At 64.1% G+C, this 11,665-nt stretch carries 11 protein-coding genes and 1 tRNA gene; 7 read left to right on the top strand and 5 right to left on the bottom strand.

Annotation, left to right across the window (positions count from 1 at the left end; translation table 11 throughout):
• Window positions 1-19: 19 nt before the first annotated feature.
• Window positions 20-1,315, top strand: coding sequence for an MFS transporter (locus AB7Z56_RS01425; RefSeq protein WP_063980311.1), 1,296 nt, complete (start codon window positions 20-22; stop codon window positions 1,313-1,315).
• A gap of 33 nt (window positions 1,316-1,348) precedes the next feature.
• On the opposite strand, the gene AB7Z56_RS01420 is transcribed toward AB7Z56_RS01425, so the two are convergent.
• A complete protein-coding gene (locus AB7Z56_RS01420) occupies window positions 1,349-2,014 on the bottom strand; it encodes a glutathione S-transferase family protein (protein ID WP_063980310.1) in 666 nt (221 codons plus the stop codon).
• A gap of 165 nt (window positions 2,015-2,179) precedes the next feature.
• On the opposite strand from AB7Z56_RS01420, the gene AB7Z56_RS01415 reads away from it, so the two are divergent.
• The 4 genes from AB7Z56_RS01415 (at window position 2,180) to panE (ending at window position 5,962) form a co-directional block, all read left to right on the top strand.
• Window positions 2,180-2,761 carry a DUF2239 family protein gene (locus AB7Z56_RS01415; protein ID WP_063980309.1) on the top strand — a complete coding sequence of 194 codons (582 nt, stop codon included), beginning with the start codon at window positions 2,180-2,182 and terminating at the stop codon, window positions 2,759-2,761.
• An 89-nt stretch (window positions 2,762-2,850) separates the two neighbouring features.
• Entirely contained in the window at window positions 2,851-4,200 is a 1,350-nt protein-coding gene (locus tag AB7Z56_RS01410; RefSeq protein ID WP_187387856.1) for an MATE family efflux transporter, read from the top strand.
• A 107-nt stretch (window positions 4,201-4,307) separates the two neighbouring features.
• The gene (locus tag AB7Z56_RS01405) at window positions 4,308-4,916 is read left to right on the top strand and encodes a 2-hydroxychromene-2-carboxylate isomerase (protein ID WP_441256140.1); all 609 of its coding nucleotides are present in this window, start codon (window positions 4,308-4,310) and stop codon (window positions 4,914-4,916) included.
• Window positions 4,917-5,038: 122 nt separating this feature from the next.
• Complete coding sequence (gene panE / locus AB7Z56_RS01400; RefSeq protein WP_063980306.1) at window positions 5,039-5,962, top strand: 2-dehydropantoate 2-reductase; 924 nt, start codon at window positions 5,039-5,041, stop codon at window positions 5,960-5,962.
• Between the two features lie 80 nt (window positions 5,963-6,042).
• On the opposite strand, the gene AB7Z56_RS01395 is transcribed toward panE, so the two are convergent.
• The 4 genes from AB7Z56_RS01395 to AB7Z56_RS01380 form a co-directional block, all read right to left on the bottom strand.
• Entirely contained in the window at window positions 6,043-6,636 is a 594-nt protein-coding gene (locus AB7Z56_RS01395; protein WP_063980305.1) for a c-type cytochrome, read from the bottom strand.
• Window positions 6,637-6,838: 202 nt separating this feature from the next.
• Window positions 6,839-8,119, bottom strand: coding sequence for a PQQ-dependent sugar dehydrogenase (locus AB7Z56_RS01390; RefSeq protein ID WP_166104978.1), 1,281 nt, complete (start codon window positions 8,117-8,119; stop codon window positions 6,839-6,841).
• A 381-nt stretch (window positions 8,120-8,500) separates the two neighbouring features.
• Entirely contained in the window at window positions 8,501-9,487 is a 987-nt protein-coding gene (locus tag AB7Z56_RS01385) for an NAD-dependent epimerase/dehydratase family protein (protein ID WP_063980303.1), read from the bottom strand.
• A gap of 76 nt (window positions 9,488-9,563) precedes the next feature.
• A tRNA-Gly gene (locus tag AB7Z56_RS01380) sits at window positions 9,564-9,638 on the bottom strand.
• A gap of 274 nt (window positions 9,639-9,912) precedes the next feature.
• Between AB7Z56_RS01380 and trxA the strand changes: the two genes are divergently transcribed.
• Window positions 9,913-10,836, top strand: a complete 924-nt coding sequence (gene trxA / locus AB7Z56_RS01375) for a thioredoxin (RefSeq protein WP_063980302.1) — start codon at window positions 9,913-9,915, stop codon at window positions 10,834-10,836.
• A gap of 103 nt (window positions 10,837-10,939) precedes the next feature.
• Window positions 10,940-11,617, top strand: coding sequence for an LON peptidase substrate-binding domain-containing protein (locus tag AB7Z56_RS01370; protein WP_063980301.1), 678 nt, complete (start codon window positions 10,940-10,942; stop codon window positions 11,615-11,617).
• Window positions 11,618-11,665: the final 48 nt, after the last annotated feature.

Raw genomic sequence — 11,665 nt, 5'->3', positions numbered from 1 at the left:
AACCGCCGGGGAAACGCACATGAGCACAGCCGATCCGACCCAGCGCATTGAGCGCGCGGAGATCGAAGACACCAGCCTTCTCGCCTTCTATCGCGACATGAACGCGCCGGAGCGGCGGACGTTCTGGGCCTGCGCCGCGGGCTGGGCGCTCGACGGCATGGACTTCATGATCTATCCGCTGGTGATCGGCACCATCATCGCGCTGTGGAAGGTCGATGCGGCCTCGGCCGGACTCGCCGGCACCGTGACACTGCTGGCCTCCGCAATCGGCGGCTGGCTCGGCGGCTATCTCTCCGATCATATCGGACGTGTCAGGACGCTCCAGATCACCATCATCTGGTTCTCGTTCTTCTCGCTGGTCTGCGCGGTCGTGCAGAATTTCGACCAGCTCCTGATCGCACGCGCCGTGCTCGGCCTCGGCTTCGGCGGCGAGTGGGCGGCGGGCGCCGTGCTGATGGGCGAGGCGATCCGGCCGCAATATCGCGGACGCGCAGTCGGTTCGGTGCAGTCGGGCTGGGCGGTCGGCTGGGGTCTCGCCGTGCTGTCGCAGGCAATCCTGTTCTCGGCTTTGCCGCCGGAGACGGCGTGGCGCTGGATGTTCGTGATCGGCGCACTGCCGGCGCTGCTGGTGTTCTACATCCGCCGCTCCGTCACCGAGCCGGAGATCGCGGCCGAGGCCCGCGCAAAACAGGCCGCGAGCGGCGATCGTCCGGCGCTCTGGGAAATCTTCTCCGGCCCGATCCTGAAGACCACGATCCTGGCCTCGCTGATGGCGACGGGCTGCCAGGGCGGCTACTACGCCGTCACCTTCTGGGTGCCGCAGTTCCTGACCAAGGAGCGGCATCTGTCGATCGTCGGTTCGACCGGCTATCTCTCGACGCTGATCATCGGCTCTTTCATCGGCTATCTCGTCGGGGCCTGGCTCGCGGATCGCATCGGCAGGCGCAATCTGTTCCTGATCTTCTCGATCGGCGCCATGGCCGTGGTGCTGCTCTACACGCAGCTGCCGCTCACCAACGAGATCCTGTGGGTGCTCGGCTTCCCGCTGGGCTTCTTCGCCTCGGGCTATTTCTCAGGGATCGGCGCGTTCCTGACCGAGCTCTATCCGACGCGGCTGCGCGGCTCCGGCCAGGGCTTCTGCTACAATTTCGGCCGCGGCATCGGCGCGCTGTTTCCGTTCCTGGTCGGCGCGCTCTCGGCGACGACGTCGCTCGCAAATGCGATCGCGATGTTCGCGGTGGTGGCTTACGTGCTGTTCTTCATTGCCGCCTTCGCGCTGCCGGAGACGCGCGGGCGCGTGCTGCACGCGGACTAGTCCGGCGTTATCACCCCGGGGCGGTGAGGAACCTTACCGTCCCACCTGGTACGGCCCGCCCTTTTCCAGCGCTCTGGCGTAGGCCGACCGCGCGTGGATGCGCTCCAGGAATGCCATCGCCTTTGGATGGCCGAGCTCGAGCCCGCCACGCGCTTGCGCGGCTTCGAGCGGGAAGCTCATCTGGATATCGGCGGCGGTGAACTCGCTGCCGGCGAACCACTCGCTCTTGCCGAGCTCGCCTTCCCAATAATCCATGTGCTGCTTGAGCTGCGGATTGACCAGCGCGGTGAGCGCCTGGTTCGAGACCTTGCGCACCAGTGGGCGAAGCAGCGCGGGTGCGCGCTTCGGCATCAGCGTGAACAGCAGCTTGAGCAGCAGCGGCTGCATCGCCGAGCCCTCCGCATAGTGCAGCCAATAAGTGAAGCGCAGCCGCTCCGGCGTGTTCGGCGGCGGAATCAGCCGGCCGTTGCCGTAGGTCGCAATGAGATATTCGATGATCGCGCCTGACTCGGCGATGGTGTTGCCGTTGTCGGTGATGACGGGCGACTTGCCGAGCGGATGGATGGCGCGCAGCTCCTTCGGCGCGCGCATATCCGGCTGGCGCTGATAGCGCACGATCTCGTAGGGCACGCCCAACTCCTCGAGCAGCCACAGCACCCGCTGCGAGCGGGAATTGTTGAGGTGGTGAACGGTCAGCATCGTTGAGGTCCCCAGGCTAGGCGTGGTCGGTCGGCCGCGCCGTTCGTGCCAGCCCGGGAACACAATGTCGAGCCATCCAGACGGATAATTTCACCCGGGTATATTGACGTCAGCAATTTACCCGGATATTAAAAGGCCAACGTCATCAATATGGCAATGATTTCAATGCAACGGACTTTCACTGCGTTCCAGGGCCATCGCCGCCTGGCGTCCGGGCCAGCGGGAGAGATCGCGCTGGTCGTCAAGCGGATCACGCCACCGCCGGACGAGCCCATCATCATCTTCGAGGACAGCACGGGCCGACCGATCGACTTCGATCTGCGCGGCGGGGATCGCGAGGTGCTGGCGCGGGTGGCAAAGCTTGTCCCGCCACCGGTCGAGGAGTCCGCGCCACCGAGCGAGCCGCGCGGGCGCGGCCGGCCGAAGCTCGGCGTGGTCGCGCGCGAGGTGACGCTGCTGCCGCGGCACTGGGAGTGGCTCGGAGCCCAGCCGGGCGGCGCCTCGGTCGCGCTGCGAAAGCTCGTCGACGAGGCAAGACGCGTAAGCGGCGACAAGGACCGCGAGCGGCAGGCGCGCGATGCGGCCTATCACTTCATGTTGACCATGGCGGGTAATCTGCCGCAGTTCGAAGAAGCGTCGCGCGCCCTGTTCGCGGACGACCGGCGGCGCTTCACCGGACTGATCGCCGACTGGCCGGTCGACGTCCGCGACCACATCGTCAAGCTCGCCTACAGCGACCGCGCTTAGGCGCAGCACTTTCTCTCACCCCATCGACGGCCGAGCCGCGCGCGCATCGCGCGGCAACGGCTTCGCACGCCCCGATGAAAGGCCTATCCATGTCCGCGCCAAAGCCGCTCTGGACGACATTCCTCCGCTTCCTCGCGCCGCTGGTGCTGAGCAACGCGCTGCAATCGCTGTTCGGGACCGTCAGCAACGTCTATCTCGGCCAGATGATCGGCGTCGACGCGCTCGCAGCGGTGTCGGCGTTCTTCCCGGTGATGTTCTTCCTGTTCGCCTTCGTCATGGGCCTGAGCACCGGCGCCACTGTGCTGATCGGCCAGGCCTTTGGCGCTGGCGAGCATGGCAGGATCAGGATCGTCGTCGGCACGACGCTCGCGATCGGCCTGCTGCTCTCGCTTTCGGTTGCATTGGTCGGCGGCTTCTTCAGCCGGCAATTAATGACGATGCTCGCGACGCCTCCGGACATCCTCGACCAGGCGAGTGCCTATGCGCGCATCATGCTGCTCACCATGCCGCTCGGCTTCGTCTTCCTGCTGATGACGGCGATGATCCGCGGCGTCGGTGATGCCGTGACGCCGCTGCTGGCGTTGGCCTTGTCGACCACCATCGGACTGATCCTGACGCCGATGCTGATCCGCGGCGCGTTCGGGATACCTGCCGCCGGAATCACCAGTCCGGCCTGGGCGGCAGCGATTTCCAACGCACTGACACTCATCGCACTGGCCGTCTATCTGCTGCGGACGAAGCATGCACTGGCACCGGATGCCGCGCTGCTGCGTCATCTGCGGCTCAATCGTGCCGTGCTCGGAAAGATCCTCGGCATCGGACTGCCGAGCGCGGTCGGCATGGTGGTGATGGCAGTCGCCGAGCTGGTGCTGCTCGGGCTCGTCAATGGCTTTGGATCGGATGCCACCGCCGCGTATGGCGCAGTCAACCAGGTGATGGGCTACACGCAGTTCACGGCAATGTCGATTTCGATCGCGGTCTCGATCCTCGGCGCGCAGGCCATCGGCGGCGGCAACAGGGCGCTGCTCGATGGCATCGTGCGCACCGGCCTCCTGTTCAACATTGTCCTGACCGGCGGGCTGGTGGGGCTGATCTATCTGGCGCCGCGGGCCGTGCTCGGCCTCTTCATCACCGACAGTGCCGTACTCGACCTCGCCGGGGGACTGCTTCACATCGCACTGTGGAGCTCGGTGCCGTTCGGCTTGGCCACCGTGTTTTCCGGAGCCATGCGCGCGGCCGGCGTCGCCTTGACGCCAATGCTGCTCTCGATCTTCGCCATTGTCGCAATCGAGCTGCCGGCCGCTGTGATCCTGAGCCGCACGATCGGCCTGAAAGGTGTGTGGGCCGCCTATCCGATCGTGTTCTGCGCCATGTTCGTTTTGCAGATGGGCTATTACCTCACGGTGTGGCGCAGGCGCGCGATCCAGCGTCTGATCTGACCGGATCATCAAGATATTATGGCCATCATTAAACGGTGGACCCGTGGCGCGCCCTGCGCCACAATGGATGAAAAGCCAGATCAAAAGCCAGGTCAGGGAGAACGATTTTGACCCGCACAGCCCCGCAATTCCTGTTCGATTTCGGCAGCCCGAACGCCTATCTCAGTCATCTCGCGATCCCGGCGATCGAGCAGCGCATCGGCGTCAAATTCGAGTACGTGCCGATCCTGCTCGGCGGCATCTTCAAGTCGACCAACAACAAGTCGCCGGCCGAGACGCTCGCCGGCATCAAGAACAAGCGCGAATTCCAGGCGGTCGAGACCGAGCGCTTCGTCAAGCGCTTCAAGGTCCAGCCCTATGTCATGAATCCGTTCTTCCCGGTCAACACGCTGAACCTGATGCGCACGGCGATCGCGGCACAGGCGGAGGGCGTGTTCGAAAAGTATGTCGAGGCCGCCTTCCACCACATGTGGCGCGAGCCGAAGAAGATGGACGACCCGGAAGTCGCGGCGAAGGCGCTGGCGTCCTCCGGCCTCGATGCCCAAAAACTGTTCGCGCGTGCCCAGGAGCCAGAGGTCAAGGGCAAGCTGATCAAGAACACCGAGGACGCCGTTGCCCGCGGTGCGTTCGGCTCGCCGACCTTCTTCGTCGGTAACGAGATGTTCTTCGGCAAGGAGCAGCTGCGCGAGGTCGAGGAGATGGTGTCGGAAAAGTGAAGCGCGCGAATGGCGCCTAGCGAATAGCGAGTGGAAATCGCGCCTGCTATTCGCTACTTCCTGTTCGCCATCCGCCAAAAATAAAGCCAAGTATAAAGCCAGGAATAAAACGGAGTTCTCCCATGCGTATCCTCGTGGTCGGCGCCGGCGCCATCGGCGGCTATTTTGGTGGCAGGCTGTTACAGGCCGGCCGCGACGTCACCTTCCTGGTCCGGCCGCGGCGCGCCAGCGAGCTCGCGAGCGCCGGCCTCGTCATCAAGAGCCCGAACGGCGACGTGACGCTGAAGAATCCGCCGACCGTTCAGGCCGACGCGCTCAAGGAAAAGTTCGACGTCGTGCTCTTGAGCTGCAAGGCGTTCGACCTCGACGACGCCATCAACTCGTTCGCGGCCGCGGTCGGGCCTGATACGGCGATCATCCCCATGCTCAACGGCATGAAGCATCTCGACACGCTCGACGAAAAATTCGGCAAGGAGCGCGTGCTCGGCGGCCTCTGCGCCATCGCGGCGACCCTGAACGAGAAGCGCGAAGTGGTGCAGCTCCAGCCGATGCAGTCGCTCAGTTACGGCGAGCGCGACGGCAAGCTCTCGGACCGGGTCAAGGCGATCGACGAGGCCTTCAAGAGCGGCATCAATGGCGCCGCCGCCAGCCAGAACATCATGCAGGACATGTGGGAGAAGTGGGTGTTCCTGTCTTCGCTCGCCGCAAGCACCAGCCTGATGCGCACCTCCGTCGGCAACATCCTCGCGGCCCCCGGCGGCAGGGACTTTTTGCTCGGCATGCTGGACGAGACCAGCGCGATCGCCACCGCGTCGGGCTACACGCCGGGCGGCCCGTTCTTCGAGCGCGTGAAGGGCAACCTCACCACCGAGGGATCGCCGATGACGGCATCCATGTTCCGCGACATCAAGGCGGGCCTGCCGGTCGAGGCCGATCACGTCGTCGGCGATCTCATCGCGCGCGCCGACGCCGCCAAGGTGCCGGTGCCGAAGCTGCGCATCGCGTATACGCATCTGAAGGCGTATGAGAGGCAGCGGGCGGGGTAGCTCCAAGCTCCGCTGTCGTCCCGGGGCGCGCAGAGCGCGAGCCCCGGGACGACAGCGGCGCTTGCCGCAACGACTCCGCGTTACTTGAAATACGCGAGATAGTGCGAGACGGCGGTGATTTCCTCATCGCTCATGTGATAGGCGACATCGGCCATCGCAGCACCACCGCCGCCGACGCGCTGGCTGCTCTTGTAGTCGTGCAGCGCCTTGACGAGGTATTCCTCGCGCTGGCCGGCGAGCCGCGCAACCGCCTTGGTGCCGGCGAAGCTATCCGTATGGCACGAGGCGCAGCGGCGGCCGACGGCGACTTGCGCGCCTTTTTTCGACAGGTCCGGATCCCCGTCTTCCGCGGCCTTCGGCGGCGTCATCTGCGCGAAATAGGCGCCGAAATTGCGGATGTCCTCGTTGGTGATCTCCTCGGCGATCGGCTGCATCTGGTCGTTCTTGCGCGAGCCGGCGCGGAAGAACACGAGCTGCCACTGGATGAATTGATCGGGCTGGCCGGCCAGCGAGGGGATGTTCTCCGTCTGCGAAATGCCGTTCTCGCCGTGACAGCCGGAGCAGACGGCGGCCTTCTCCTGGATCGCGGCATTATCGGCCGCCTCGGCTCGGACGAATGCAAGTGCTGCTAGCGAAAGCGTCACAGACAGAATTCCAAACCGAACGGCTCGCATGGTTGATTTCTCCGACTGTCATTGCCGGGCTTGACCCGCCTGCTTGGCGTAGGCCCGGCAATCCATCCTGTTTGCAAAGAGGTTTCTCGTTTGATGGATGCCCGGATCAAGTCCGGGCATGACGAACGCGTTCCGCTGCAAGCCTGTCACAAACAAACGAGGCTGCGACCGTCATCCGGTCGCAGCCTCGTGTCGTCCTACGCTACTTCTTGCTGTAGCTGATGCGATAGATCGCGCCGGCCCAGTCGTCGGCGACGAGGATCGAGCCATCCTTGGCGAGGATGATGTCGTTGGGACGGCCGAGATAGCCCTGGTCGCCCTCGATCCAGCCGGAGGCGAACACCTCCTTCTTGGCGTTCTTGCCGTCGGGGCCGACGATCACGCGCGTGATATTGCCGCCCTGGTACTTGTGACGATTCCAGGAGCCATGCTCGGCGATCAGGATGTTATTCTTGTACTCGGCGGGGAATTGATCGCCGGTATAGAACTTCATACCGAGCGGAGCGACATGCGCGCCGAGGTTCAGCACGGGCGGCGTGAACTCGGAGCACTTGTGACCCATCGCGAACTTCGTATCCAGCAGGTCGCCCTGGTGGCAGTAGGGATAGCCGAAATGCTCGCCGATCTTCGAGATCATGTTCAGCTTGTCTGAGGGCAGATCGTCGCTGATCCAGTCGCGCGCGTTCTCGGTGAACCAGTATTTGCCGGTGCGCGGATCGACGTCCCCGCCGACCGAGTTGCGAACGCCGAGCGCGTAGATCTCGGCGTTGCCGGTCTTGGGATCGACGCGGCGGATCTGCGAGACACTAGTCGGGGGCACGCCGACGTTGAAGGGCGGTCCGAACGGCAGGTAGAACCAGCCTTCCTTGTCGACCGCGATGTACTTCCAGCCATGCGCGGCATAGGAGGGCATGTCGTCATAGACGACCTTGCCGTCGCCGAGCTTGTCGAGATTGGCTTCGGCGTTGTCGTAACGGATCAGCTTGTCGACCGCGATGACGTAGAGCGCGCCATCCCTAAAGGCGAGACCGGTGGGCATGTTCAGCCCCTTCAGGATGGTCTTGACCTCTTTCTTTCCGTTGTTGTCCTTGATGGCATAGACGTTGCCGAGGCCGAACGAGCCAACGAACAGCGTGCCCTTGTCACCCCAGGCCATCTGCCGCGCGGCGAGAACGCCGGGCGCATAGACTTCGATCTTGAAGCCGGCCGGCAGCTTGATCTTCTTCATCATCGCGGCGAGCTCGGCCTCCGACGCGCCGGTCGGCGGGCCTGATGGCGGCGCGAGGCCCTTCTGCGCCTCGGTCTCGTCGCCGAGGAACCAGTCGTCCGGCGGATGGGTCCAGAACTCCTTGGTGCCGGATTCGTATTTCTTCAGCTGGCGGTTCTTGTCCTGCTGTTGCGCGCTGACTGCGCTTGTCCCCGCGAGAAGGGCAACCGCTGCAAGCGCCAGGACGGATTGAAAGACGGATTGATGGAATTTCATCACGTCACTCCCCTAAGGCAGCCGTCAGGGCTGCACGTTATTTTGTTTTGCTAGTCGAGAGGCGAAGTTCGGAGTCTGTCAGGACGACAGACGCAAAAAGGTTAGCACATCTGCGGACGGTGAGAAGCGCGTCGGGAGCACTGCAGTCAGACTCAATAGAAATTGAGACTGAACGCCACGAAGATTTGCACGGCGACGATCACGGTCTCGCTGCAACGCGGAATCAAAAAATGGTGCGTGACTGATTTGCAGGCAGCAGGAAGAGCGGTCGCACAAAATTGCGAAAACAACCCCATGCACAGTAGAACGGCTCACCCCGGTCTGCTCCCGGTGACGCCGGGCAGACATTTGATGCGTCGAGCAAAACGGCAAAGACGGCGATTACGAGGCGACGGGATAGGGTCCGTCGTCGAATACCGTGTCGTGATAGCCTTTCGACCCGATCTCGCGTGCCAGCGTGCTGCGAAAATCCGTCCCATCGCGCAGGCTGTTCAGGACATGCGCGAAGTCGAATTCGGGCCGCCAGCCCAGCTCGTGCCGCGCACGGTCGTTGACATAGACGCGGTCGATCTCGGGGAATAGCCGCCATCCGCGCGCCGCATAGAGCTGCGCGCAATCCGGGTAGAGCTCGCGCACGACACCGGCCGCGTCGCGCGCGAGCGCCGCGAGATGACGGGGCTCGAACGGGCTCGTCGCGGAGATGATGTAACGGGCAAAACCGATCTTCGGCGCGCGCTCGACGCCGAGGAGATGGGCGCTCACCGCGTCCGCTATATCCAGCCGTCTATAGAGCAGCTCGTTGGCCTGTGCGTTGTCCAGCGGGTAAGCCGAGCGCATCGCGGGATCGTCATCGTCCTCAGGGAAGAAGCGCGAGGTCCTCAAGATCACGACGGGCAGGCCGCGCTCGCGAAAGAACAGCTCGCACAGAGTCTCGGCCATCAGCTTGGTCGTGCCGTAGATGTTCTTCGGCACCGGCGCCAGATCCTCGGTGACCCACACCGCAGCCTGTCCGGCTCCGGGTCGAAGCTGCGAGCCGAATGCGCTGGTGGTGCTGGTGAAGACGAAGCTGCGCACGCCAGCGGCTAGGGCCGCCTCGAGCAGATTGAGCGTGCCGGTGACGTTGGTGTCGACAAAATCCTGCTTGCCGTGGGTCGCCACATGCGGCTTGTGCAGCGTCGCGGTGTGGATCACGGCGGTGACGCCCTCCATCTGGCGCCGCACGAAATCGGGATCGACGATCGAGCCGACGGCATCGGTGAAGGGCGATGGCTTCAGATCGATTCCACGCGCGGGGAAACTGCGTCCCCGGAGCATACGGAGAACGGCCTCCCCAAGGTGGCCCGCGCTGCCCGTGACCAGAATTGTCATTTGAGACCCAATACAGCCGCCAGCGGCGTGGAAAACCACGGCCCGACCCGGTTTGGCTGGATGCGTTGGGAAAAATTGGAGCGGGCGAAGGGGCTCGAACCCTCGACCCCGACCTTGGCAAGGTCGTGCTCTACCACTGAGCTACACCCGCATCCTGTGTCGGTCGCATGACGCGCCGGCAACGGCTGTCGTATGCCAAAAGCGGACGGCGAATGCAACAGCTACCGGCAGCATAGATTCGCAATTGAAGGGCCATATGGACCCCGAACGCGGCCAAATCGCCCGAAAACGTCCCGGAACCGGCGAATCGGCCCTGATGGATTGAAATTCGGCCCATTCGGCCCAATCTAGGAGCCGACAACGAAGCATATGATTTGGCGACGTGCTAAAGAGCCGCCATTCCAGACATCAGACGAGGGGATCCCGTGACGATCATCGACCAGGGTAACGGAGCGGCGGGCGCGGCCGCGGCCGATTTGATCAAGGACACCACCACCCAGACCTTCGTGAAGGACGTCATCGAGGAATCGAAGCGCCAGCCGGTGCTGATCGACTTCTGGGCGGAGTGGTGCGGCCCCTGCAAGCAGCTCACGCCCGTATTGGAAAAGGCGGTCAAGGCGGCCAAGGGCAAGGTCAAGCTGGTCAAGATGAACATCGACCAGCATCCGGCGATCCCGGGCCAGATGGGCATCCAGTCGATCCCGGCCGTGATCGCCTTCGTCAACGGCCAGCCGGCCGACGGCTTCATGGGCGCAGTGCCGGAGAGCCAGGTCAACGCCTTCATCGAAAAGGTGACCAAGGGCGTGACGGCGCCGGGCGAGCCCAATATCGCCGAGATCCTGCAAGAGGCCGAGGCGGTGCTCGCCGAGGGGGACGCCGCCGCCGCGGCGCAGATCTATGCCGAGGTGCTGCAGCACGATTCGACCAACATCGCGGCCCTTGCCGGACTCGCGAAATGCTACGCCGTCTCCGGCGCGATGGAGCAGGCCAAGCAGACGCTGGCGATGGTGCCGGAATCCAAGCGCAACGACCCCGCCGTGAAGGCCGTGCAGACCGCGATCGATCTCGCCGAGCAGGCGGAGCAGCTGGGGCCGGTGGCCGAGCTGGAACAGAAAGTCGCCGCAAACCCGCTCGATCATCAGGCACGCTTCGACCTTGCGACCGCGCTGAATGCGCAAGGCAACCGGGCGGCGGCCACCGAGCAGTTGCTGGCGATCATCAAGCGCGACCGCAAGTGGAACGACGACGGCGCCCGCAAGCAGCTCGTGCAATTCTTCGAGGCGTGGGGTGGCACGGATGATGCTACCGTCGAGGGACGAAAGCGCTTGTCGACGATCCTGTTTTCGTAAGGGTTATTGTTGGAGCATGATCTTGTCGGAAAGCCGCTTCACACTTTGCGCTAACGCGGCCCTCCGGGTCCGGATCATGCTCTAGCGGTCTAGCGGGGTCCAGATGCCGATCAACATCGAATATCGCGGCCCCGCCGACCTGCCGGAGATCATTCCGGTATTTCCGCTGCCGGGCGCGCTCTTGCTCCCGCGCGGCCAGATGCCGCTCAACATCTTCGAGCCGCGTTACCTTTCGATGGTCGACGATTCCTTGCGCGACGGCCATCGCCTGATCGGCATGATCCAGCCCGACATCGCGCACTCGCCGAAGAATTCCGACAGGCCGGCGCTGTTCCGCGTCGGCTGCGTCGGCCGCATCACCCAGCTCGCCGAATCCGGCGACGGCCGCTACCTCCTCGAGCTCACCGGCGTCTCGCGCTTCAAGGTGGTCAAGGAGCTCGAAGTGCTGACCGCCTACCGCCAGTGCAAGGTGGACTTCTTCACCTTCGTCGACGACTTCACCGCGCGCATGGGCGAGGACGAGGTCGATCGCGAGGCGCTGCTGACCGTGCTGGCGGATTTCCTGAAGGCCAACAATCTCAAGGTCGACTGGGAAGGCGTCGAGAGCGCGCCTAACGAAGCGCTCGTCAACGCGCTGGCGATGATGTCGCCCTATGGCCCCGCGGAAAAGCAGGCCATGCTGGAGGCGCCGGATTTGAAGACCCGCGCCGAAATCCTGATCGCGGTGACCGAGATGGATCTCGCCAAGAAGCGCACCAGCGGCGATCCGCCATTGCAGTGAGGGGCGCGCTGCCGCGTCACGCTCCGTCATGCCCGGGCATAGCCGTCC

The organism is Bradyrhizobium sp. 482_C4_N1_8 (assembly GCF_052075965.1).
GTDB classification, from domain to species: domain Bacteria; phylum Pseudomonadota; class Alphaproteobacteria; order Rhizobiales; family Xanthobacteraceae; genus Bradyrhizobium; species Bradyrhizobium barranii.
Note: the sequence above shows the minus strand (reverse complement) of the source record. Positions and strands in the feature narration are given on the sequence as shown.

Coding starts and splice junctions, on each gene's coding strand:
- AB7Z56_RS01425 (WP_063980311.1), top strand. CDS start 20: ATGAGCACAGCCGATCCGACCCAGCGCATTGAGCGCGCGGAGATCGAA.
- AB7Z56_RS01420 (WP_063980310.1), bottom strand. CDS start 2,014: ATGCTGACCGTTCACCACCTCAACAATTCCCGCTCGCAGCGGGTGCTG.
- AB7Z56_RS01415 (WP_063980309.1), top strand. CDS start 2,180: ATGCAACGGACTTTCACTGCGTTCCAGGGCCATCGCCGCCTGGCGTCC.
- AB7Z56_RS01410 (WP_187387856.1), top strand. CDS start 2,851: ATGTCCGCGCCAAAGCCGCTCTGGACGACATTCCTCCGCTTCCTCGCG.
- panE (WP_063980306.1), top strand. CDS start 5,039: ATGCGTATCCTCGTGGTCGGCGCCGGCGCCATCGGCGGCTATTTTGGT.
- AB7Z56_RS01395 (WP_063980305.1), bottom strand. CDS start 6,636: ATGCGAGCCGTTCGGTTTGGAATTCTGTCTGTGACGCTTTCGCTAGCA.
- AB7Z56_RS01390 (WP_166104978.1), bottom strand. CDS start 8,119: ATGAAATTCCATCAATCCGTCTTTCAATCCGTCCTGGCGCTTGCAGCG.
- AB7Z56_RS01385 (WP_063980303.1), bottom strand. CDS start 9,487: ATGACAATTCTGGTCACGGGCAGCGCGGGCCACCTTGGGGAGGCCGTT.
- AB7Z56_RS01370 (WP_063980301.1), top strand. CDS start 10,940: ATGCCGATCAACATCGAATATCGCGGCCCCGCCGACCTGCCGGAGATC.